The organism is Paenibacillus sp. J22P143 (assembly GCF_059692035.1).
Window position 1 is genome coordinate 1 of record NZ_JCAUAQ010000006.1, and the last position, 24,301, is coordinate 24,301.

Genomic DNA, 24,301 nt, shown 5'->3' on the forward strand with positions numbered 1-24,301 from the left:
AATCGAGCAGCATGAGCAGTTAGTGGTTGCTCAATAAAGGACATCTGAACAAAACACCCAATTTTGTGTCCATGTCCCTAAACAAAACCTTCTCAGAAGAACACAAAGGACTCTACAAGACATTTTCTGGTTACATGATCACAAAATAATGGTTTTTGTACATATGTCCTGCTAGGCGTTGAGCTAACGGGCAAATTACGCAAATGAATACTCTTCCCTTACCTGGACAGATTAAGTTGTGATTGGTGGATTTAGGTATAGGAAGGAGAAATTATCTTGAAGGTTTTAATTTGCTTTGTAATCCTTCTTTCAATGGTCGGAACACAAACCACTTTTTGTAATGCAGTTGCTGAGAAGCCAATTGAGGACTCAAGGGAGCTGCAACTTCAAGACATGTTGGTGTTGCTTTTACTACCGCAAATGCGAGAGAAGCTTGCTGAGGTATATTCAGATGTACTTTCAGCACCAGGCTCACCAGATATTTATCCTTATTTTGTCGATGTGACGCACACCGAAAGGGTAAATGGTTTCCGTGGTTTTGATTTTTTAATTACACTTGATGCGCGCCCAACAGTTGGACCTCATATCCCAATCGGTGAAGATGTTTTTACATATAGGATCTCACCTGCTGGAGTCGAACTGAAAAATTTCGAACATCTTAGAGGACCGAATAAGGACGACTTCCCCCCCAATTACCAAGATCTATTGAAGTAACGGGAAACGATAGCTTAACAATGACAAGTTTAAAAGGAGTTGTACTATATGCAAAAAGCAATAATTGTTAGTTACTTGACCGAGAAAAAGAATAATTTAGAGGAACTAAATGAATTGTTATCTCAGGGATGGAAAGTAGTTAGTCAAAGTTCTATGGGGGGCGGAGGAATTAATACGGTCTATTCCCTCGTAATTATTGAAAAATAGCTACTCCGCTAACGGAAAAAGAGAGTTCAATAACAACAAGAGGCAGCCGAACTTATTGGATCGGTTGCCTTTTCTCAACTATCGGGCAGGATAATTGAATCATTTCACGAATACCACGTATATGGAAAATTTTCCAAGAGTTATATTTTTCAATACGTTAGGAAAATTAAGTTGCTTAGAAGGTGAGAAAGTGAATAAGGAGTTTATTATTAAATCAATACTTTTTATAACTTATCTTAGTATAGTATTTAAGGTTATAGACTACATTCAATTGAATTGGATGTTAGATTTAACATTATTGCTTGTTTTTTCTTTCGTCTATACATTTACTGAAGCAATAATAATCAGAAAACTCAGTAAATTATTTAAACGTAGAAAATGAGATAACACCATATTCACGTTGCGGGCTATCGCATCTTTGTCTGTCCGAGGCTTGTCGATGAAGCGGAATCAGCAGAGAATCCTGCACTAGCTAACAGCATCGCATCACTACGCTAACGGATAAGTACGACAAGTTCTGCTATAAGCACCACATAGTGTGAAAAGCAGGAGATTACAGCAGTGATCTCAACTTTACAACCGAGGATGGGAATGACGGAACCATGTATCCCGAAACCATCCCGCCAATACTCCTGCGCGCGTCATGTTTAACAGAGCATGAGGTGTGAAGTACAGGTAGATTCGACAGAACGAAGGCTAGAGCCATCTTTTTTTTTGAAAGGTATGCCAACAGATATGTCGCGCGGCTGAAAAACTGGATATGGTGAGAATGTTCGCATAGAAGCGAACTGACGAACTTCCGAATGTACAGGTCTAAAGTTAGAGCATATGGAAACGTATGTACCATCAAAAGATGGGGTGAGTGGCGTAAAGTAAAACTTTTTCCTATGAAATACGCTATGCCGGACTATGGTGGCATCAATCTCACAGGCTTAGAGGAAGCACCTAAGTTCAGAAAAGATAGCTAGGCTGTAAGGGACTTGGAAAGCAAGGGACGTTGCAAGGGGCTGTTACCCGAAACGGTCGCAATAAGGCACTGGCCGAAATGCATTTATCCTTGTGAGGGTTGGGCACGGCATCTCAAGCTTCGCAGGCGGCCTACAGCACGCAGCCGCCGCAGCCCGCGCCCGGCGAGCAGACGATGAACCGTCTGCTCGCCGCTAAAAACCGCAAGCGGCGGTAAAACTCCGCTTGCGGAGTTTAATTATTAAATATCCTTCACCAGTAACTATAAATGGAGATGAATACTACTATCTTATCATCCATGCAGATCAAAACCATATATATCAAATCGGTAATACTGTTACTTTTATTCATTCATATTAAATAAAACCATTTACCCGATGTAGACAATCATTAACGAGCAGTTCGCCGTGGTAACCTGTTCGTTTTGTTGAACTTAAGGGAAATGATAGTTGAGGAGTCTGTTTCGCTGCAGACTCCTCCTTTTTTTATTAAAGTAACGGGCAGTGCGCGCCTAGCCAAGCTAGGTACAACTAACTGATGCAAGTTCAGTCGGGGTAAGGACCAAGCCGCCTCGTAGCTAGCAGGCAGACGTTGGCGAAATCCAACGGCTGAAGCCCTGTGAAAAGTCACGAAATATCGTGATGAAGCAAATCTGCAGGCCGTAATGAAGTGAATCCTACCGCATCGTGAAACTGAACCCGTAAGGGACAAGAGGGAGCCGAGCCACGTCTTGCCCCGGCGAAGGCCATAGAATGCGCGAAGATCTTGGAACCGCAGCGCAGAAGAACTCTCCGGTGTATGGGGAACGGCATGTAGAGAAAGTTGTATCTGGAACTAGGGAGACCCGAAACTAGATGAACTCTTGATGAAAAGAAATGTAGGCATGATGTCCAATGACACAAATGTGCCTACATAATTTCAAATCCAAATGCCTGAGGAATCAGGCTTTTTTATTTTTATGTAGGAAGATTTGTGTCATCTAAAAATGCACAAATGTCCCAACATTGTAGTCTGACGACACAAATTCACCTACATTATAAGAGATCGATTTTTGGATCGGGTCGAATCACTCAAGAGATTCTCCACTTGCCAACAAAATAACCCTAAGCGCTCAACTAACGGGCAGGTTAGTTAATAATTCAATGAGAGCAGGTACTAATGACGTTTCCGCGAATAATTAAATAAAAAAGTTATATGGGGAGTTGAATGATTGTGAGATTTAAAGCGGTGCTTTTTGATTTAGACGGTACATTATTAGACCGTGTTACATCACTTGCTTTTTTTGTTCGTGACCAGTACGAAAGGTATTCACAATTTCAAGTTGTTGATAAAGAGGTTTTTGTGCAACGCTTTATTGAGCTCGATAATCATGGATACGTTTGGAAAGATAAAGTTTATCAACAACTTATTGAAGAATTTTCTATCCTGGGAGTAGAATGGACAGAGCTTCTAAACGATTATTTGAATGGTTTTCAAAGACATTGTGTTGGCTTTAGTAATTTGATGGATATGATTTCTGAGCTAAGGAACAGCGGAGTTAAGATAGCGCTTGTTTCTAACGGTTATGGGCAATTTCAGTATGATAATTTCAAATCACTGGGTATCGGTCATTTATTCGATGAAGTTCTTATTTCAGAATGGGAAGGTTTACGTAAGCCTGACCCAGCAATTTTTATTAGAGCATTGTCTAAACTCGGAGTGGAAGCAGAAGAATCTCTATTTGTGGGTGACCATCCTGAAAACGATATAAGAGCGAGCCGAGCGGATGCCGACGTAATTATTGATAATTTAGGAGAATTAACCCAATTCGTATTAAGCTAACGCAGAACGATAGCGGAACAGCGGATGCCGATGCATCCGTTTTTTGTTCGCTGAGCTAGCGCTCGAATAGTCGGTTATTAGCGAAGTGGAGTGGTACTATAAAAAAGTATGACTGTGAATTTTTTTGAATGTAGCCTACACTAAGCCTATTAATGATTGATTATTATTAGGAGACAGGTGATGGTACATGTTTGTATTTATTGTTATTATCCTGAGTTTATTTACTCTAGTAGTTGCTGGAATAACTAAAACTATATCAACGAGCGAAAACAAAGTAGTTATCGTGTGCGTCGAAGTCATTGTTTCGATTGGCCTTCCAATCTTACTTTTTAAACTATATGAACGATGGTTTCCGGATTACTATAGTCATGGATTTTTAGCAGGTATGGGGGCGCTAGTAGCTGCAGCAGGGATGTTAATTGCAAATTTGGTAATTCTAAGTCCCATGCTAAATCTTCTATCTAAAAAATATGCTAATGACTATTACAGAAACATACTATTTCTAATAATCCCATTTATAGTGCTTTCTGCTTTCGGGCAATTTTACATTATGTTTTTGCTGGATTAAGAGAAGCAATGCGACTACATACAAATAAACATCATGCCATATAAACTATGTTTAGGAAGTAGTGAATGAGCTGCCCGTTCAACTAACGCAGAACGTTAGTTGAATACAATTATTGGAGCAACCAGCCAAAATGATCGGCTACTTTTTCATTGAGCTAAGGGCAGGATAATACGAACGTACCCAGAAATAGATTGTAACAATGATAAGGGTAGTGATGTAAACATGAATCAACCACAAATTCAGAGTATAATGGCCAAACTCACATTGCTCAAAAATATGGATTCTACATTTTTTATTTTCGGCTCGAACAAACACCGATATTTACTTGCTCCTCCATGGACCCATGAGGAAGTAATGAGGTTTGAGCGGAAGTGGAAAGTCACGTTGCCAGCCGAGTACAAAGCTTTTTTACTTCTTGTGGGAAGCAATGGAGCTGGTCCCATTTACGGGCTGGAACGGCCAGATGATGGAGTATATACAGATCTCTACCATAAAGATGAACTAAATCATGTTTCTGGATTGTTTCCTTATACTGACGCTTGGAATGAAGTATTCGACTGGAATGAAAAGAACTTAAATTATGCCGATTGGGAAAAGAATTATTTCAATACTGACAAATCTGCCGGGCTTTTACGAATCAGTGACTATGGTTGTGGTGTGTCAATTAACCTAGTTGTGAATGGTTTGTCATATGGTGAAATCTGGGTAGATGACAGAGCTAACGATAAAGGGATTTATCCATTTTTTTATAACAGTGAGCGTACTACATTTTTGACTATTGCAGCGATGGATGGGTTAGTATTTACAGCGAAGAATTGAATTGGTCAAATGTAAGGTCGTATGGTAAAGAGTTGTCCCGTACCAATTAATACAAAAGCTAGAGGTCGGATCCACATTTGTGTCATTTATGTAGGCACATTTGTGTCATTAGACACGACGACGACAAAGGCGATTATCCGTGTTGTATACATATGTATAAAATACGGATTTTGTGAAGTAGTTAAGAGCTTAACAAAGCCCCCTTCGTTTTAAAAAACTGTACGTCGTCTGATACTAAAGGAAAATTTATACAGTACAGTTGCTCAAAAGTGCGCTGGAGACATGTAACCCAATTGTTCTGTTCGACCTTGTCCGATTGTAAAAGAACTCAAGATACCTACCGGGTACGCATGTTTATGTTCTCCCAGATACTCAAAAAAACATCATTTAAGCACTCTTGCATTCTTCCTTTATCCCCATAAGTATTTAGAACATTGTATACAACTTTATATAGAACATTGCCATAATTATCGACTAAGAAATCTAAGGCCTTAGAATTCTTGTGTTTTAACTGCTCAACTATGTTGGCTTCAGTTATTATCATATTTACTACCTCCTTTCATTATTTTCAGGAGCTCCTCATCTATATAAACGATATTTGTGATAACTTTCTTACGAAAAACACAAAAAGCCCTCATTATTTTCAAGGACTTTATTAGCGCAAGGTTGTTAACTTCCTTTTTGCAAATCTAAAAAAGCATGCACAAAATTTAATGCTCCATTTTTTCCCACTAATTCATTTAACTGCAGCTCTAGTTCACTGTCCAACATGCTCACGATTGGCATTTCTCTTACTTGATTCTTTACCCTATTCAGGACTGACTCTTTTTTGATCTGGAGTAGTTCAAGAAAATAACTCAATAGTCTATTGTAGTTACCCATCGTTTGAAGAATATAAAGATCTTCCACAATATCGTTTAGCCCTTTTTCGTCAATGGATAGAGAACCACGCAAAAATGTGGTGATGCAAGCGATAACAATATCAATATGTGGAATATCGTTATACTTATTACAAATATAATCAAAGCTTTTAAGGGCTTCCCCTCTCGCGTAATTTCTTGGATGTGCCTGATGGACATTTACAATATCCTGGAGTTTATAATGACATCCAGACTTATATAACCGAATCCCAAGATCATAGTCCTCAAAACCCCAATTCACAATCTTTTCATCAAATAGGCCGACTTCTACTACTTTACTTCTAGGTACTGATGAATTATTGGTGATAAAAAACCTCCAGGGTAAATGATATCCTTTTAGGTCTGATCCAAATTCTTGAATTATTTTTTCTAGAGAATGGATAAAAGGCGTGTCTTTTTTAAAGCTATAGTTTATGAAACTGCCATCCATAATCTTTTCTCGAGGTATTAATGGCCGCACATCAAGTTCCAAATCTTCGGTTTGGAAGTCAAATTGATCTTTCACTTTATTAAATTCAGGGATTCTGAAATCCTCAAATTTTTTATAATAATAGGTAAAAATCTCCTTCCAAATCATCCCGCAAACGACCGTATTCTCATTTTGATGTGCTTCGATATGTTTTCTTACAAAACTTTTCTCCGCAATCATATCACTGTCATGAAAAATGAGGATGTCTCCTGCCGCCTTCGAAATTCCCTGGTTTCTTCCATGTGCAATCCCTTTATTTTCATCTATTCGAACAATTTTAAGTTGGAAACTCGCTGGAAAGTCAGATAGCATATTCGCCGTATTGTCAGCAGAACCATTATCGATCACGATGACTTCAAATTGGTCATGTGGATAGTCCTGAAGATTTAGGGATAGCAGATTATAATAAAGACGCTCACAGGCGTTGTAGGAAGGAATAATAATGGTTCCTTTCACAAAGGTTACACCTCACTAATCATTCTAGCACTAACCACGTTCTTGCAACACGTTTACCCCTTCGGGAGAGAGTACCCATTCCACCAATTTCTGTTGCTTTGCAAACACAAGATCTCCTTTATTAATAAAACTCCCAAAAAACAATCCGAGTTTAGCAATCATACTAGGGATTACCCTTTTTTCTTGTTCAGATAACCCTCCATAACCTTGGATAAAAGGCTTCACTAGCACTTTGCCTTTCTCTTTTAATAAGAAAAAATAAAGGGCGTAGGCCACATCGAAGACACATTCCCCCCGCTGAATCGAATCGAAGTCTAATATACAGCACACTTCTCCGTTTTCTTGGTAAAGTTGATTCCCTGGGTTCCAATCTCCATGTAAAATCGTTGTTGGTAGATTTGCGGGAACGTCTTCTAAATTCTGGCCATATTTTAGGATCAAATCATTCATTTGATAAATTTGGGCTATATGGTGAGGCGTCCATTTGTAAAGGGACTGCAATTTTGGCGTGTCTTCTAACACGCTCCAATTATAAAAATGATAGATAGACTCTCTTGGTGGAGGATCTTTTTTAACATGCATAAGTGTTTGGTGCATGTTTCGCAGCATGTTCCCACTGAAATAGGCTTGCGTCGGAAGCCACTGAAAATGATGCGCATCTACGAACGGTGTCACTTCTATAAAATACTCATTACTCATTGAAAAATAGCTTCCAAGTTTATTTTGTAATGGCATCAATGCCGGCAGATCGGATGAACGTAGAAACGAAACAGTCTCGTGTGCATAGTGAATGCGTTCGGGGTCAACTTTTTCTCGATAGATTCTAATGACAAAAAAGCCTTTTTTCGTTTTGATCTTTATATTCGTATTGACATATCCGCCAAGTTTACCTTCAACGGAGATGAAGTCTCCAATATCAAATTCACTGCAGATCGATTGGAGATCATTTAATGGATAGTCCATATAGAGCCCCCTTCGCTTTGAAAAACCTCCATTTTACGGCTTAGAAATATATTGATGCAAGATAACTAGCGCTTTAGAAAAATGAATCAGGCCATATTTCTCATTAAGTTCAAGAACCACGTTATAAAATATATCCGAATGGATTGGCGTAAGCTCCAGCTCCATATGGTTCAAATAGTTATTTTTTGCATGTTGCAGCATTTCCCGAAAAAGTTCCAAGAGACCTTGGAGTTCATCTTGTGTATGCATCTCATTTATTTCTTCCATTAACTCGTTTAAATGACTGGGGTCGATAATCGGTTGCATGGGGGGAAAAATGGCTGCGATATCAAATAATAGGCTTAATAGCATATCTATACAATGGATGTCGTTATATTTTTCAAACCAATAGTCGGTACTTAATTTAATTTCCTTGGTTGTATAATTTCGTTCATGTTCTTGATGGGCACTAATGATATCGTGTCTGACCGCAAATTCACTTCCGATTTTGTAGAGCCTATAGCCTAAATCAAAGTCTTCAAATCCCCAATTCGGATTATTCTCATCAAATAAACCCAGTTCCACAACTCTTTTACGTTCAACGGATGCGTTATTAGTTAGGAAATATCTCCATGGAAAATGGTAACCCTTTAAATTCTCCCCATAGGTTTGAACTGTATCTTTTAAATAGGAAAAGAACATAAGGTTATCAAAATCGAACGTATAGTTCATAAACGAGCCATCTTTGATCTGCTTCTCAGAAATGAGTTGATATATATGCTCGTTTACACGTTGAATCTCAGGATATGGATTGTTTAACTTTTTAAATAGCTGCTGGTGAAAGGATTTAAAACTTTTATAATAGAAGCTGTAAATTCTTCGCCAACATAAACCACAAACCACCTGGTTTTTTATCTGATGTGCCTCGATATGCTTTCTAACATAGTCTTTTGACGCGATCATATCACTATCATGGAATATCAAAATATCTCCGGCAGCCTTTAATATGCCTTGGTTCCTTCCATAGGCAATTCCCTTATTCTGTTCAATTCGTACGGTTATTAGTGGGAAGTTCGCTTTGAATTTGGAAAGCATATCAGTCGTGTCATCTGTCGAACCATTGTCGACCACAATGACTTCATAATCCTGATGTAGGTAATCTTGGTACGTTAGGGAGAGCAGGTTTAGATATAACCGGTGTTTTGCATTATAGGACGGGATAATAATACTTGCTTTCATTTTCTCACCTACCAATATCGTTTCAAATCTTCTTCAGAGGCATATCCGCTGAAAGTTGGGTCGATTTGTTCTGTCAAATCGATTGCCTCCTGGAGCATTTGTTGATAATACGCTAAGATGAATGGAATATGTTTTTGGTTAAATAGTAACTCGATTTTATTTTTATTCACAATTCTTAAACCACAAAAATGATAAAAAATAAGTCTATGATCATTTACATAAACCGAATCCTCATCTTCTGAGAATTGAAATTTCAAATCATTCCATATACCGATATTGACTCCGGGGGTTGTAATATCACAACTACTGGAAAATAACTTTGGTATTTGATCTAAATATTTTTGATCACCGAAAAAACCCTCCGTAGGTACAATTTCGCATCGTTCAATGCATTTCTCTTTCCACCATTTCAGACTAGCTAGACCCATTTCGTCTTTTTTGAAGCTTATATAGCCAGAGTTATAATATCCGGTTACTTTTTGCATATACCGCGTAAAATTGTCACTCCAAGAGGGGTTGTATTTTTCTTCCGGAGACAATAAGACCGAGCACTCTGGTTGATTCTTGAAAATAATGGAAGGGTCATTCCAGAAATACAAATCACAATCCAGATAGGTTAATCTAGTAGCTGTAGGATGTTTCATCATAAGATGTTCTAAAAAAATTGGTTTTAACGTCCAACAGTATTCATGGACCTTTCTTGTTTTTTTTAAAGCTAACACATCTTCCTCGAGTTCTTTTTCATGAACTACGTGGAGTTCCTTCCTATTTATTTTTTTTAATATGTCATATGCCTCGTCGTCAACACAAAGTACAAATAGATCAAAATCCTCTTTTGACACCTTTTGCATCGAACCAAGCTGGGCTAGGAATTGGTATACCCTCCCCTTCGATAAAATGGAACCATATACATTGTCCACGAAACCACCTCATTTCGACTTCATTTACACATCCATTTTTAAGTTTTGATACTCGTTAATCTGCTTCATGCAAATGGCCATTAAGTCATCATTAGATTGATAGGCATGTGACCATTCCATGACTTTGTCAATAGCGGATTCGACATTCCATTTAGGATGCCAGCCTAATTTGAATTTCGCTTTTGAACAATCAAGCTTTAAATTATGGGCTTCGTGCAGCTGATGGCCGTTTTCTATTTCATAAGCAGCACCATTTCCCCATTTAGCGCAAAGATGGTTGACAACCCACTCTACCGTTTTTCCTCCATCATCATCCGGTCCAAAGTTCCAACCTTCGCTAAACAGCGTTCCATCCGCAACTAATTTTTCCGCCAGTAACAGGTACCCACTTAGAGGGTCCAGTACATGCTGCCACGGCCGAATGGCATAAGGACTTCGAATTTTAATTTTTTTACCTTCTGATAAAGTTCTCAGGCAATCCGGGATTAAGCGATCAGCCGCCCAATCACCGCCACCAATGACGTTTCCGGCCCTTGCCGTTGCAATGGCCACGCCGTGAGATTCATACTTCTCTGTATGGAAAAATGATTTGCGGTACGCATCTGTTACTAACTCTGAACAGGCTTTACTATTGGAATACGGATCGTATCCGCCAAGCGCATCTTGTTCCCGGTAACCCCACAGCCACTCCTTATTCTCATAGCATTTGTCCGTCGTTACGTTGATCACCGCTTTAATGGGAATGCCTTTATGGACGGCATTTCGCACGGCTTCTAATAGGTTGACGGTTCCCATGATATTAATTTCAAAGGTTTCAACAGGGTTTAAGTAGGAGGCTCTGACTAGCGGCTGTGCGGCCATATGAATAATAATTTCAGGCTTTTCTTCTAAAATAGTGGCTTGTAACGTATTGAGATCGCGAATATCGGCATATTGGGTGGGCACAAGTCGATCTATATGGCATAATTCAAATAAACTGGGAAAAGTGGGAGGTTTTAAGCTGTATCCGGCTACATTCGCCCCTAATGAAGAAAGCAGCAGACATAACCAAGAACCTTTAAATCCGGAATGACCGGTAACAAGTACCTTTTTACCTTTCCAAAAATCTTTATTCATCACTTAGCACCTTCTTTACTCCTCCAAATCTTCATTTCCGGTCGGATAATTCCCCTAAGTTAGTGAAGTATTCTTTATACCAGTCAATCGTTCTTTTTAATCCTGTTTCAAAATCAAAGATTGGTTTCCAGCCCAATAGATCTCTTGCTTTTTTGGCAGAAAGATATTGCCGTTGCGTTTCATTGGTAACTACATTCAGAATGATTGGCTGCAAATCGCTATCCATGCCATTCAGTATTTTGGTGACGACTTCCGAGACACTTAACGGATTTTCATTACTGAAGTTAAACGGTTCTCCAGCAATCCCTGATTCCTCCATTTTTTCCGCCAATCGCATCATGGCATGTACTGCATCTTCGACATATAAGTAGTCACGAACCAACGTGCCGTTGCTCCTTATTACGGGCGATACATGTTGAATGACAGAGTTGATGGTTTGAGGAATAATCCGATTGAAGTTTAAATCCCCGCCCCCAAAGACATTTCCAAATCGTGTAATACAAACAGGCAATTGGTACGTGTAAAAATAGGATTGGGCGATTAAATCTGCACAGCTTTTTGAAACGTCATAGGGGTGTCTCCCTTGAAGGGAGTAGCTTTCATCCAATGGAAGACTAGCGTGATCACCATATGATTTTTCACTGGATGCGATAATGATTCTTTTAACTGGATGATGCCGGCAAGCTTCCAATACATGCCATGTGCCGCGTATATTGGTTTCAAAAGTTTGAACCGGATTCCGGTTTGCTGTCCCTGCGATAGATTGTGCTGCTACATGAAATACGGTATCGATGCCATTTTTTTCTAGAGCTTCTTGGATGATGGAGAGATCTTCTAAGTTTCCGTGAACCACGTTGATTTCAGAACAAAAGTCCTCTTGAAACGTAGAAGAGTCCAGCACTTTTCCCCGCATAAGCCCTGTAATATTGGCACCTGACTTTGTCAATTCTTTTATCAAATGCCTGCCCAGAAAGCCTGTACATCCTGTAATAAATACATTTCGATCCTTCCAAAATGGTCTCATATGACTCATCATCATTCTTAATCACGTACTTTGCCAGAGATTCTTACCTTGTTTCCACAGTTCATTCAGCTCTAACACGTTTTTATACGTATCTGCTGCCATCCAGAATCCCTCATGAAGATACACGGCCAATTCACGATCTAGTGCCAAGTTTTTTAAGGATTCATCTTCAAATATGCACATGGGACTATCTGTCAAGTATTCGAAAACTTTAGGTTCTAAAACAAAAAAACCACCGTTAATGATCCCTTCGCTCTGTGATTTTTCATGAAAGGATTCGGCTATTCCGTCTTTAACGGTTAATGTACCGAATTGGCTAATTTTTTTAACGCCTGTTACTGTCGCAATGGCCCCAGTATTTTTATGAAACTCCAGTAAATCCAATAAATTGATATTTGCTAATCCGTCAGCATAGGTAAGCATAAATGTTTCGTTTCCTATATATTTTTCTGCTATCTTGATCCTTCCGCCCGTCATCGTCTCTAATCCTGTATCCAGAAAGGTAATTTTCCACTTTTCTGGCTGCTGCAGCAACTGAATGCTGCCATTAGACGTATCTAATGTAAAACTATGCGTTTTCCAATTATAATTCATAAAGTATTCTTTGATCATTTCTCCTTTATAGCCGAGCAGGAGAATAAATTCATCGAATCCATATTGGTTATATCGTTTCATGATATGCCACAGTAAAGGTTTGTCTCCTACTTTGGCTAAAGGTTTGGGGACTTCATTTGTCAGCTCGCTCATCCTCGTACCCTTACCGCCGCAGAGGATTACTACTTTCATCCGCTTCCCCCCATTTTTATTTTAATTTTTTTATTTTATTCGGTCAGTTCCCCATTGATAACGGCTTATACCTATAACCCAAAAAAAGAAAAACCGGGCAAAACCCGGTTTTCCTTTTCACATCGCGCCATCTATTCACCTTCATCCAGCAGCTTTTGATACGCTATGGCCGCAAAAAGTACAGCAGCTATCCCATATGACCAATTTCTGCCCCGTGGCATCCATTTATAACCCGCATAGGGAAATACGGGCACGGGGATCGTGGGTCCTGAAATTTCCGGCATATAGACGCATCCATCTTCTAATTCAAAATCGTCCACTACACTTTGAAAAGCCTTAATGGCAAGCTCTTTATATTTCAGATCCAGCCAACCTCTACGAACACTATGTAGCCAGCCAGCGGCAATAAGAGCTGTCGCGCTGGATTCACGATAGGTTTTGCCAACTTTATTGAAGACCGTTTCGAAATACCCGTCCGGTCGCTGGTAGGGCAGCAAAGCCTCGGAGGTTTCCCGTAGTATCTCTATGATTCGATCTCTTTCCGGATGCTCGGTAGGCAAATTTTCAAGGATCATAGGCAGCGAGCAAATAACCCAACCATTTCCCCGACCCCAGAAAATTTTGCTTTTCGGGAAATGTGTTTTGGCCTTCACCCAGTAACTGTGATACCAGAGCTTGTCTTCGGCATCCTGCATATAACCTGCATAGAGTCTCGGTTGCCTTGCTGCAAAGTCCATCAGCTCCTTGTCCCCATTTTCCACAGCATATCGCATTGGAAAGACACTAAACATCATCAAGGAATCCACCCAGATGGACTTGGGATACAACTTACCTTCCGGAGAGTTCCCCAAATGATTGACGGCATCATCCAGTATTCGGGGTTCATATTTAATGTAGTTAAGTACTTTATCCGTTAAATAGGTATACCCTGCATTCCCAGTCCTCTTCTGCATGGCATAGGTAATGAGCGCCGGTGCACTTGTGTCCGCTTGATCGACACGGGGTTCATGAGCAACATAGTAATCACAATAAGCTTTTGTAAAAAGGAAATACCTGTCTTCCTCCATAAACGCATCCAACTCCGTCAAGGCATATCCGAAGAGGGCCTCTCCCCACATCCATTTCATTTTGGGTTCAAATTGCTTTACGACACTGTCAGCTAACGCAAGCGCCTTATGAAAATAAACATCTCTCGCCATCATGCATGGGTCCTTTCACATCGATCAAAGTTTAAATACAAGCTGCTGCCCTCAAAGGCAATCCGGATCTCATCAGGTTTTCTATCTGCCATTACGTAAGGGGTGTCCAGCCTGCCATAGTCTGTTGCGACTTTCTCATCGTCGATAACAAAGTCCCCTTTATAGGTTAGAGCGATCTCACGGCTTCCCTTGTACCTTAAGGTATTATTGACGAAACTTACGCTCCGTGAGCGAATGGCCTCCCTAAAAGAATGAAAGCTGCCGAAGGTCTCTTGGCACCCTAACTCACAAATCCAGTAGGTGATAACTCCTTCTTGAATCATGTCTGAAGGATCAACCGGGTTAACTTTGAAGTCATTTTTCCCGATAAGAGCGATATAGGAATCACCTAATTTACCAAACAAATAGTTGTTCTCCAGCACGACCTGATCAAATTTATCCTGAGGAAAGTGCGCATGAGTAAATTCAGCTCTTTTTCCTTCCATAAAGCCTTTTCGTTGATCAACTTTATAAATGCTAAGGTGCACATTTTTATCCTGTACGGAATGTGGGAAAATACCGCTTCCTACCCAATAGTCAGGTGAAAAATTTCGGTTGACGTCATCAAACGCAGGTGCCCCCGGATGGGTTGTAAAAACCGTTACTTCATTCGACAAGGTCGCCTGCCACACATGCTGCTGGTCACCGAATTCACCAGGATGATAATTTTGAACAGTTGAAAGCATATAATCCTTGGTTTTGTATGTATATGAATTAGCCCGTTGAATCGCGATCCCTTGAGTCACTGGATTAAGAATTTTAACGAGGGATGGCAGCAGGCCAAGCTTGATTAATAAAGGGTGGTTGATCATTTTAAAATCTTGTAAAAATGGATTCTGATGCAGCTTCCATTCATTGAAAACTTTTAACGCCATATTCACAGACTCCGGATTCGTAAAGCTCTCCATCGCCCATAAAAACATCCCTGTCGTATCGATGTCCGTTAAATCAGCAAACTCCTCTTTGATCTCCTTTAAATCGAGCCCCATGGAATCCTTAATGATAACGTCTCCAGGATCTTGCCCAATTTTCCGGATTACGTTAGGCAAATCATAGTGCTCCATTAAGATAAAGTTAGAAGAGATTCTGGTATAATCATAGGTTTCACAATGACCAAATCCCCAAACATACTCGCTGATTTCTAAGGTATCCTGAGCCATAGGATTTTTCTTCTGCGCTTCATAACAGCGTCCGCTAGTTGCGCCGAAGAGACCTTTATAGGAATGCATGCCCATATCAAGCAGCAGCAGATCCATGATCATTTTAGATCTAATCACAATTTCTCCATCCCTGCAGAAATCGATCATAATAGCCAGTGGCGCTATATCCTCTTCATAGTAAGTATTGGAGTGCCATTCTGTGAATCCATAGGTAAAGCGATATTTCAGCCAACGCAAAATGCGGATCTTTGCTTTTTCCAGATGTTCCTGTCCTGACATGCTCGCATTCGTAAAAATGTCATTGGGAAACAGCTGTCCAGCTAAATATTCAACCGAGGCAAATAGAATTTGATGATTTTCAGACCAATAGCACATGCTATCAACGCCTGGTTCGTCCATCCAGTACTTAAAGCTTAGAATCGTCTTCCGTATCCGCTCCAACGTTGATTCACTTAATAAATGCTTATAGCTGTATAGGGTCCGGATGATCGAGACCATTCTGAAATCCGCACAGTCATACCTGCTATCGATATATTCGCAAATGTGATGAATTTGCTCTTCATCGATGGATCTCCCCTCATGAAGGTCTTTTATACCGGGAAAGCACTTAGGCCCCATTTTAATCGTCATATTTACTTCGTCCATCTTGGGTGCCTCCCTAATTATCTGTCCGAACGCCAATCAGTGTACGCTTCATTTCCTCTACCTCATCCTCGGATAAAGGACTTTCTTGGATATTACCGCGTTTAAATTCCAAATAATGATTGAGCTTCTCGTGCATGTTTTGAGTCAAAGGGTATTTTCTCGCCATACTAAATGTAATGAACAGCAAGGCAAAAGGAATCACAGTAACTATTAATTTCAAACATATAAGTACCGCATCCGGTTGGTCTAGCATGATTTTCTTCGTAACACCTGCTACCACTTGTTCCTCGGGTTTCAAATACCCTGCAAAATCCAACATACTAGATATGATAAAAATGCCGACAGCTGCAGAAAAATTCCGCAGAAAGGTCATAATTCCGCCAAATGAACCTGCATTTCGTTTGCCAAAAGCCAGTTCCCCTACATCCGTTACATCCGGGTACATCATCCAGGGAATCATAATACATCCAACGATACCCAATCCCATGCATACGGCATCAACGTAAATCGACCATGTTGGCCATGTGGGCCCAAGAAGCGCAATGAAGAGAATACCAACACCCCATATCAGGGTGGACAGCATAAAGGTTTTCGCCTTGCCAATCGTGTTCGCTAATTTCACAATAACGGGGACCATCGCAATTTGTGTAATCAGCATGGCTCCGAGTACATAGTTCAGTTCATCAGGTCTTTTCAGATAATAATTCATAAAATAGGCAAAAACGGTAGATATCACATCCATAGATAGAAACGAAAACAGATAAATGATAATCAGAATTCGAAACGATCTAACTTTAAAAGGCGCAGTTAAAGCCGCAATAGTAAATCTTGATTTTTCCGTATGCACCATCACCCTCTCTTTGGTAAAGAAGAAGATAAGCAGGAAAGGAATCGCAAAGAAAACACCAAAACAGAGCGCCATCACCATATATCCCGTGTCTTCATTTCCAAACATTTTTACAATTTCGAGTGGCAGCACCGCGCATAACAGAGAGGAGCATTGCGATAAGAAGAGCCGCGTGCCATTAACCGTATTTCTTTCCTTATAATCAGTGGTGATCTCACTACACATAGCCGCATAGGGGATCATCACCATGGTTGAAATGGTTGAGTATAGGAGATAGGCAAACAATACATAGCAAAACTTGACCATTTCGTTGTTGCCTGAGATCGGATACCACAATAGGAAATACGAGATGATGATACCGAAAAATCCTATGAAAAAATAAGGCTTCCTTCTACCCCATTTTGTCCTAGTATTGTCTGTTATAAAACCCATTAAGGGATCATTAACGGCATCCCATACTTTACTAACTAAGATTAGCGTTCCAGCCATCACTGGTCTTATTCCAACCACATCGGTTAAAAAGATCAAATAGAAAAAAGAGATGATGAGCTGGGCTCCCCCGCCAAATATATCACCCGAAGCAAATGTAAAAATTTCAGCCTTGGACAGTTTGTTTCCCACTTTGTGCATAATTTCGTTCTCCTTCATAGTACTTCAATGTCCCACAATAAAGCGTTTACAAATGTTCGCTGTGCCACTATAATACGTCTATTACAGCGTTATTCCAATATGAAAGAGAGAGATGTACGATGATGAAACGGTGGTTACCGATTGCGATACTACTTACAAGCGTGCTTTACATTTTTGAGCTTCGACCTGATCATGAAGCATTTAAATTCTTATTCAAATTACTTCCGATGTGTCTGATTTTTTACTACGCTTACTCGCATATGCCCTCAGCCAAAAAAATCGTTCATTGGTTGATGTTAATCGGCTTATTCTTCGGCATGCTTGGCGATGCATTGATTATGTTTTGGTTCGTTTTCGGGCTTGCCGCATTTCTTATCGGTCATTTGTTCTATACAGCTGGTTTTCTCGTTCAATGGCGGTTTTCTTGGTTACGCTTCTCCTCGATCGTACCGATCTCCATCTTTTCTTGCTTAATGGGCAGAGAGCTGTTGATCTCCCTAACGGAGCAAGATAATGCTGGACTCGTGGTACCTGTGTTGTTCTACATTATCGTTATCTCGCTTATGGGCTGGTCTGCCATTATGACGGGTAATAAATTAGCTATCCTCGGCAGCGTCCTGTTCATGATTTCAGATTCCATTCTGTCATGGGACTTGTTCGTCACACCAATCTCATATGCGGATATCTTGATCATGACAACCTATTACAGCGCTCAGTTCATTATCGCTCGCGGTGCAAAAAGCTTCAACAAATAATCGTTCAGCAAAATACGGTCAGGATCCAATGTTTCCCTGATCGCACAGAAACGCTCCCACATCGGATAGATTTCCTTCAACTGTGCAGCCTGTAGAGAATGCATTTTCCCCCAATGCGGTCTTCCGCCATGACGGAGGAAAATGCGCTCCATGGCTTTGAAATAGTCCTCGTACGGCATACCTTTATACATATGGACGGCAATATACGCTGAATCACGCTCGTAAGCCGGACTTAGCCAGATGTCATCACCTTTCGCATACCGACACTCAATTGGAAAATGAACATTAAACTTCTCGCGCGCCATTGTCTCACGCATTTCTTCAATAACTGCGGACATGGCTGCTGCGGGGATATTATATTCCATCTCATTGAAACGAACAAGCCTTTGGGTTGCGAACATCTGGTGACTGTAATCGACTTTCCGGCTCACCGGAACTTGAGATGCCGAAAGACGACTCACGGACGGACTCATCCGCGGTAGCTTACGGCACACTTCCGAAAGCAGATGGAAAGCTGTATTTTCCAGCATTACGTCACTTATATAATCCCGAACCTTTCGATTCGTTACCTCCGCGTTCGTCTCGTTCATCAATTTCACCTGGCACGGATCTGCATATGGAAACCAATAAAATTCGAAATGGCGGTTTTCGTCAGCCAAAACGGACAGCTGCTGCAAACAATTTTTCAGCGGGATTCTTTTGCTTTCATACGCCAACTTAAATGCTGGCTGAAGCCTGAGTGTAACTTGCACAATAATGCCGAGCACGCCAAGCGATACCTGCATCGCTTTAAACCATTCAGGGTGCGATTCCTCCGTACATGCGAGAACTTCCCCCGTACCTGTGACGATTGTCAGGCCTACCACTTGTGTAGCCATATTACCGAATTCGCGGCCAGTGCCGTGTGTTCCTGTGCTGATCGCTCCTGCAATGGACTGAACATTGATGTCCCCCATATTTTCCTGAGCCAATCCATGTTCGAACAATTTCTCCCCGAGCAGCTTCAACTTCGTACCTGCCCAGACCGTTGCTGTTCTAGCTTCAGGGTCTACTTGGACAAGCCCCTGCATCTGATCAAGCGAAACCAACACATCATTCGATGCCGCGATCGGCGTAAAGGAATGTCCCGTTCCAACCACTCTCAGCTTTCGACCTTCTTGTCTGCACATGCGAACCACTTCAACAACTGCTTCGATCGAATCTGGATAGCGCACAGTTTGTGGTGATGCCTGAACATTGCCTGACCAGTTTGACCATGTCAACGAATCTTGTTTCATAGAAAGCATTCCCCCATTCCGCGGTATGTCAGATATTCAGCTACGATGCTGCCTTGCGAAACGGCATATAAAGTAAGGAATCGCTCGCAGATCTCCCCTGCTTTCGCATGTCGGAAAAATACCGGATCACCGATCGCGAGTTGAACGCCACCTTGGAGACGCAACGGTGTTTGGACTTCGCCAGCCCCTTCTAGTGGGAATAGCTCCAAACCTTCCGGTAAATACGGCTTCGCTTGTTTGTCTATGCCAACGGCTCCCGATGCGGTATACCCACCGCCCAAGCACGTCACTACATCTGGCTTCGGACGCCGTACCACCTCTATCGCATAACCAACCGATGGTTGATAACGGAACGACGAATAATTGTCGAATAAGACAGGTGCATAGAACCCGGACCCCGCTGTAATTTCCGTCACACACGCTTCTTCTCGTGAGCTGTCCATACTGCCCGTTCCACCCGCATTAACGAAGCGAAGCTTTACGTTCATATCCTGAAGCCCTTCCACGACTTCTTTTCTCCGCTTAGCTGCTTCGGTTATAGAACGCTTTTTCAATAATCGTATGATGGCGTTTTTCAAGTGCTTCCCAGGAACATTATCACCTACGCCTGCAATTTGCGCTTCATATCCCATGATTCCTTCAAGCTTCAACCACGAAGACTCGATAATCCGTTGTGCCACGGGACGTACGTGATGCCACGAAGTAAGCGGCGACCGCCATACGCCGAAATGCAAGCCAGGATAATCCGCCGACATGTCGATATCGATACATAACGGAACGGATACTTGCCGCGCAATCGCAAGTCGTTCAATGTGTTCGATTTGTTCCACGGAATCGACCATCAAGGTGATCGTGCGCCCTTCACCAATAAGCTCGATCAATTCGGCGATTGCTTTTGGCTGCCACTGCGGATAGCCAATCAGCAGATCGTCGAAACCATGACGCGCCAAGAATGCGGCTTCGGCAGCGGTATAACACATGACGCCCTGGAAGACATCATCCATGGCCAATATTCGGCGCATCACATCCATACAACGGATGGACTTACTCGCTATTCTAACTTTCTTGCTGCCGGCCGCCCGAGCGATTGCCCTTGCATTGTCATCCAGCATGTCCAAATCCACGAAAGCAAAAGGCTTCGGTACATGTTCGAAAATCTGCTTATAATACTCGTAAGTTCCCTTCATCCTCTGAATTCCTTCCTAAGGCAGTAGTATTTTTAGTCTTTAAAAGTTTGATTATGTAGGAAATATCGTTATATAGGCGACCAATCTCAAATGTATACGCTTCCACTTCACTTAATGAAACGCCTCATGGGTTGCCTTGTTAAAGGTATATTATAACATCATTTTCTGAAGTCGTCCTGCAAAACCATAAAAGCGTAGTCATCGAACAAATAAAAAAAGACTGCATTCACCCAGGAGGAATAGGTGCTTGTAGTCTTTTGGCAATGCGTACAACTAACGTCAAATTAACGTCTGAAGCTTCCTGCGGAGCCGCCTGAAAGTTGTTGTTCCGCGATTTGCACTAACCGTTTTGTGATGTTGCCACCAATGGAACCAGCATCTCGTGAAGCAAGATTTCCATTGTATGCTTGAAGTTGAATCCCTAACTCTTGTGCAACCTCAAACTTTAGTTGATCCATTGCTGCTTTTGCTTGTGGAACTGCCAATGTGTTGTTAGCCATAATGTAATTCACTCCTTTTCTTGGTGTGTTATTATCATGTGGAGTTTAAGGAATATTATACATGAGTTAAACTTTTTGCTCTTTTCATTATTTGAAGGAAGGCATCAAGATCCTCTTGGGCTAAAACTTCAGGAGACGCTTGTTGTTTTTGAGCTTTTAATTCATTGTTTTCTTCCCTAAGCTTTATGTTTTCTTGAAGCAACTCATCATACTTTTGCAATTGTTCATTGGCTAATTTAATGATCTGATGCAAGGCATCATTGTAAGAAATAGACTGTTCAATTGCTCTATCCGCGGATAGACTAGCACTAACACTAGATATAGTAACTGCTTGTTGTATTGCTTTTTGTGTTGGCTTCTGCTTAGGTAAACGATTTTGTTTGGCTAGCTGAATGTCATTTTCATACTTTTTCCTAATATCTTTATTCCACCTGAATCCACAAGCTGCTGCTGTACGATTAATTTTAGATGCGGCTTCCTCGAATGCAGCCAATTGTGTGCTGCCAGTACGAATATGAGATAGTACGGCTTCAGCTAATAATTGATCATGTTCATCATTCCAAGAGTCCTCACGTTTCTTTTCACCGACACCCATAACTCTAGTCACCTCTTTATAGTAGTATTTATTAGAATTCTTGCCTGTATTATTAAATTTATTCAATGTTCATGCATAAAAGACCCGCATATCGTTATAAGTAGACCTTTTTCAGATTCGATTTAAATGAGAAAGTTGCTCTGAGATCATAGATTAGGTGTTTGTAATTCTTCGCACTTGAACATAGATAAACAAATAAGAAAAAGGACAGACCCATTTCGGAACGGGACTGTCCTTTTTCTATGTATAAAATTAGCCCTGCATCTTCCCAATTCGGTTTATGATCAGTGAACATGCATCTTCAATCTCGTTCATCGTTGTGTAGCGACCCACAGAAAATCGTACCGTCCCTGCCGCAACTTCCGGAGACAATTGCATCGCTTTTAACACCGGTGACATAGCGCTGCTTCCCGTATGGCATGCCGAACCCGTAGTAGCAGCAATTTCTGGGATTTGAGCTAAAATCTCTTGTCCAATCTGATCAAGAAAACTAACATTTAACGTATTAGGTAAGCGTTGATCTGGATGCCCGTTCCTAACGATACGATCTTTAAAAGCATCGGATAATCTCTCCCAAAGTACGTTAGTTAATGCCAGGATATCCAACTGATCGTTACGTAAATACGCAAGCTCTGCCGCTTTTCCTAAACCTACAATGTATGGTACATTCTCTGTCCCCGCCCTACGGCCAGATTCATGACTGGCTCCGTGGTTATGTGATGTGATGACCGTACCTTCTCTGATAATTAATGCGCCTACACCTTTGGGGGCATACAGCTTATGACCTGCAATTGTAAGCAGATCCACCTGCATATCACACCAATCCACATCAATTTTCCCTACAGATTGTGCTGCATCGGTGTGGAACATGATCCCTCGACTCTTCGTGATTTCAGCAATTTCCTGGATCGGCTGAACGGTTCCGGTCTCATTGTTTGCATGCATGATTGTCACAAGAATCGTATCTTCGGTTATTGCTGCTGTTAGATCTTTGGGGTTTACTAGCCCGAACACATCCACATCTAAATAAGTAACCTTTGCACCGATAGATTCAAGAAACACACATGGATTTATAACAGAGGGATGCTCAATTTTCGTCGTGATGATATGATTGCCTCGATGTTTATTAGCCAAATAAATTCCCTTGACGGCATGATTATTCGACTCACTACCACCACTGGTGAAGACAATTTCAGTTGATTTACAACCGATCAATGTTGCTATACGACGTCTAGCAAGTTGAACAGCTTCATCAATCTTCTCGGAAGCCCAATGAGAAGACGAAGGGTTACCATAATGTCCATATAGAAATGGCAGCATCTCATCTAACACTGCTGGATCAATCGGTGTGCTCGCATTATAGTCGAGGTAAATACGCTGATGTTCAATCTCATTTCTCGCTGTTGTTTCCATACCTACACTCATCCTCATAATAACGTAGGATATAAACACTTAAAATCTTCTGTTTCTACATAGGCTTTAACAGCTTCAACAGCCTCATCAAGGGTCTTTACATCCAACGTACGAATTTCTTGAATCTCTTGTTCGTATTTGCTCATCGCATGTTCATACCGTGGATCATAATAATGCGCTAACAGAAGGCTTACAGCCTTTTCATATTGATCTTCATGTAAAGCTAATTCAATTTCTTTCGCGATTGGGGTGTGGATCCGGTCCTTGATGTGACTATAAGCTGTAATCAACTGATCTTTATTTTCCCAAGGCCGATAATCCTCAATAATATGTCGAGCGCGTTCGCGAATTGGCATTTGAATATAAAGGTGTGTTGCGGATTCCTTTTTACTATAAATGAACTCAGGGATCACCGTTTTTCCGATACGTTTGCTTTCGCCCTCGATCAGAATATAAGGAGAATCCTTCAATCTAAGAAGGTTCGTAACGAGATGTGCTTCGAAAGTCTTCTGATTGTTGGATCGAAGCCCGACATGTCCAAAGATAGATCCTCGATGTCCTGCCAAAGCTTCTAAATCCAAAACTGGATAGCCTTCCGCCTGTAGACGCCTTAGAATCGCTGTTTTGCCAGCGCCCGTATTCCCCGATATCACACATACACGAGGTTTGAAATCCATCTTCTCTAGGGTTTCGACCACCCATCTACGATAAGAACGGAATCCCCCTGCTAATCGATACGTTCGGATGCCCATTAAAGAGAGTACAGTAGCTGACGAATGACTACGCATGCCGCCGCGCCAACAAAAAACAGCCTTTTGGCCCTTGATCCCTTCAAATGTTTTGACAAATGCTGGCAACTTCGCAGAAATGATCTCAAGTCCGCGATCTTTAGCCGCTTGTACACTTACTTGCTTATAAATGGTGCCAATTTCTGCCCGTTCGTTATCATCAAAAAATGGGATATTAATACTGCCGGGAATCGTGGCATCCTGAAACTCAGAAGGCGAACGAACATCGATCATAACAAATTCTTTCTTGTCTTTGAGCGCTAATAGCTCATCTATGCTGATGTCTTGAAACAATGGTA

At 41.2% G+C, this 24,301-nt stretch carries 23 protein-coding genes; 6 read left to right on the forward strand and 17 right to left on the reverse strand.

What is annotated here, in order from left to right; genetic code table 11:
• The first annotated feature begins 276 nt into the window (after positions 1–276).
• The 5 genes from AC58PQ_RS12180 (at position 277) to AC58PQ_RS12200 (ending at position 5,095) form a co-directional block, all read left to right on the forward strand.
• Positions 277–714 carry a DUF3888 domain-containing protein gene (locus AC58PQ_RS12180; protein WP_497242210.1) on the forward strand — a complete coding sequence of 146 codons (438 nt, stop codon included), beginning with the start codon at positions 277–279 and terminating at the stop codon, positions 712–714.
• Positions 715–762: 48 nt separating this feature from the next.
• The gene (locus AC58PQ_RS12185; RefSeq protein WP_497242211.1) at positions 763–921 is read left to right on the forward strand and encodes a hypothetical protein; all 159 of its coding nucleotides are present in this window, start codon (positions 763–765) and stop codon (positions 919–921) included.
• A 2,178-nt stretch (positions 922–3,099) separates the two neighbouring features.
• Positions 3,100–3,708, forward strand: a complete 609-nt coding sequence (locus AC58PQ_RS12190) for an HAD family hydrolase (protein WP_497242212.1) — start codon at positions 3,100–3,102, stop codon at positions 3,706–3,708.
• A 187-nt stretch (positions 3,709–3,895) separates the two neighbouring features.
• Positions 3,896–4,276 (forward strand): hypothetical protein, encoded by a 381-nt coding sequence (locus tag AC58PQ_RS12195; RefSeq protein WP_497242213.1) that lies wholly within the window; start codon positions 3,896–3,898, stop codon positions 4,274–4,276.
• Between the two features lie 222 nt (positions 4,277–4,498).
• On the forward strand, positions 4,499–5,095 hold the full coding sequence (locus AC58PQ_RS12200) for an SMI1/KNR4 family protein (RefSeq protein WP_497242214.1): 597 nt from the start codon (positions 4,499–4,501) through the stop codon (positions 5,093–5,095).
• Between the two features lie 337 nt (positions 5,096–5,432).
• On the opposite strand, the gene AC58PQ_RS12205 is transcribed toward AC58PQ_RS12200, so the two are convergent.
• The 11 genes from AC58PQ_RS12205 to AC58PQ_RS12255 form a co-directional block, all read right to left on the reverse strand.
• Positions 5,433–5,639, reverse strand: coding sequence for a hypothetical protein (locus AC58PQ_RS12205; RefSeq protein ID WP_497242215.1), 207 nt, complete (start codon positions 5,637–5,639; stop codon positions 5,433–5,435).
• Positions 5,640–5,764: 125 nt separating this feature from the next.
• Positions 5,765–6,940 carry a glycosyltransferase gene (locus AC58PQ_RS12210; RefSeq protein WP_497242216.1) on the reverse strand — a complete coding sequence of 392 codons (1,176 nt, stop codon included), beginning with the start codon at positions 6,938–6,940 and terminating at the stop codon, positions 5,765–5,767.
• Between the two features lie 30 nt (positions 6,941–6,970).
• Positions 6,971–7,903, reverse strand: coding sequence for a phosphotransferase (locus tag AC58PQ_RS12215; RefSeq protein ID WP_497242217.1), 933 nt, complete (start codon positions 7,901–7,903; stop codon positions 6,971–6,973).
• Between the two features lie 33 nt (positions 7,904–7,936).
• Entirely contained in the window at positions 7,937–9,121 is a 1,185-nt protein-coding gene (locus AC58PQ_RS12220) for a glycosyltransferase (protein WP_497242218.1), read from the reverse strand.
• Positions 9,122–9,129: 8 nt separating this feature from the next.
• Positions 9,130–10,041, reverse strand: a complete 912-nt coding sequence (locus tag AC58PQ_RS12225) for a glycosyltransferase (protein WP_497242219.1) — start codon at positions 10,039–10,041, stop codon at positions 9,130–9,132.
• Positions 10,042–10,065: 24 nt separating this feature from the next.
• The gene (gene rfbG, locus AC58PQ_RS12230) at positions 10,066–11,160 is read right to left on the reverse strand and encodes a CDP-glucose 4,6-dehydratase (RefSeq protein WP_497242220.1); all 1,095 of its coding nucleotides are present in this window, start codon (positions 11,158–11,160) and stop codon (positions 10,066–10,068) included.
• Positions 11,161–11,188: 28 nt separating this feature from the next.
• On the reverse strand, positions 11,189–12,181 hold the full coding sequence (locus AC58PQ_RS12235; protein WP_497242221.1) for a GDP-mannose 4,6-dehydratase: 993 nt from the start codon (positions 12,179–12,181) through the stop codon (positions 11,189–11,191).
• A 21-nt stretch (positions 12,182–12,202) separates the two neighbouring features.
• Complete coding sequence (locus AC58PQ_RS12240; RefSeq protein WP_497242222.1) at positions 12,203–12,967, reverse strand: sugar phosphate nucleotidyltransferase; 765 nt, start codon at positions 12,965–12,967, stop codon at positions 12,203–12,205.
• Between the two features lie 131 nt (positions 12,968–13,098).
• The gene (locus AC58PQ_RS12245; RefSeq protein WP_497242223.1) at positions 13,099–14,169 is read right to left on the reverse strand and encodes a glycoside hydrolase family 88 protein; all 1,071 of its coding nucleotides are present in this window, start codon (positions 14,167–14,169) and stop codon (positions 13,099–13,101) included.
• On the reverse strand, positions 14,166–16,010 hold the full coding sequence (locus AC58PQ_RS12250; RefSeq protein WP_497242224.1) for a hypothetical protein: 1,845 nt from the start codon (positions 16,008–16,010) through the stop codon (positions 14,166–14,168). Before AC58PQ_RS12250 ends, AC58PQ_RS12245 begins: the two co-directional genes overlap by 4 nt.
• Before the next feature lie 13 nt (positions 16,011–16,023).
• Entirely contained in the window at positions 16,024–17,487 is a 1,464-nt protein-coding gene (locus AC58PQ_RS12255) for an MFS transporter (RefSeq protein ID WP_497242225.1), read from the reverse strand.
• 119 nt (positions 17,488–17,606) lie between these two features.
• On the opposite strand from AC58PQ_RS12255, the gene AC58PQ_RS12260 reads away from it, so the two are divergent.
• Positions 17,607–18,242, forward strand: a complete 636-nt coding sequence (locus tag AC58PQ_RS12260; RefSeq protein WP_497242226.1) for a lysoplasmalogenase — start codon at positions 17,607–17,609, stop codon at positions 18,240–18,242.
• Here AC58PQ_RS12260 and AC58PQ_RS12265 read toward each other — a convergent pair.
• The 6 genes from AC58PQ_RS12265 to mnmH all read right to left on the reverse strand — a co-directional run bounded on the left by AC58PQ_RS12265 (position 18,200) and on the right by mnmH (position 24,296).
• On the reverse strand, positions 18,200–19,519 hold the full coding sequence (locus AC58PQ_RS12265; RefSeq protein ID WP_497242227.1) for a D-arabinono-1,4-lactone oxidase: 1,320 nt from the start codon (positions 19,517–19,519) through the stop codon (positions 18,200–18,202). The two genes, AC58PQ_RS12260 and AC58PQ_RS12265, sit on opposite strands and share 43 nt — an antisense overlap.
• Positions 19,516–20,706, reverse strand: coding sequence for an amino acid deaminase/aldolase (locus AC58PQ_RS12270; protein WP_497242228.1), 1,191 nt, complete (start codon positions 20,704–20,706; stop codon positions 19,516–19,518). The genes AC58PQ_RS12265 and AC58PQ_RS12270 overlap by 4 nt, the downstream gene beginning before the upstream one ends.
• A 284-nt stretch (positions 20,707–20,990) precedes the next feature.
• On the reverse strand, positions 20,991–21,206 hold the full coding sequence (locus AC58PQ_RS12275; RefSeq protein ID WP_497242229.1) for an alpha/beta-type small acid-soluble spore protein: 216 nt from the start codon (positions 21,204–21,206) through the stop codon (positions 20,991–20,993).
• Positions 21,207–21,261: 55 nt separating this feature from the next.
• Entirely contained in the window at positions 21,262–21,801 is a 540-nt protein-coding gene (locus tag AC58PQ_RS12280) for an RsfA family transcriptional regulator (protein WP_497242230.1), read from the reverse strand.
• 252 nt (positions 21,802–22,053) lie between these two features.
• Positions 22,054–23,214: a cysteine desulfurase family protein gene (locus AC58PQ_RS12285; RefSeq protein WP_497242231.1), complete on the reverse strand. Its 1,161-nt coding sequence runs from the start codon at positions 23,212–23,214 to the stop codon at positions 22,054–22,056.
• 14 nt (positions 23,215–23,228) lie between these two features.
• A complete protein-coding gene (gene mnmH, locus AC58PQ_RS12290) occupies positions 23,229–24,296 on the reverse strand; it encodes a tRNA 2-selenouridine(34) synthase MnmH (protein WP_497242232.1) in 1,068 nt (355 codons plus the stop codon).
• Positions 24,297–24,301 lie beyond the last annotated feature (5 nt).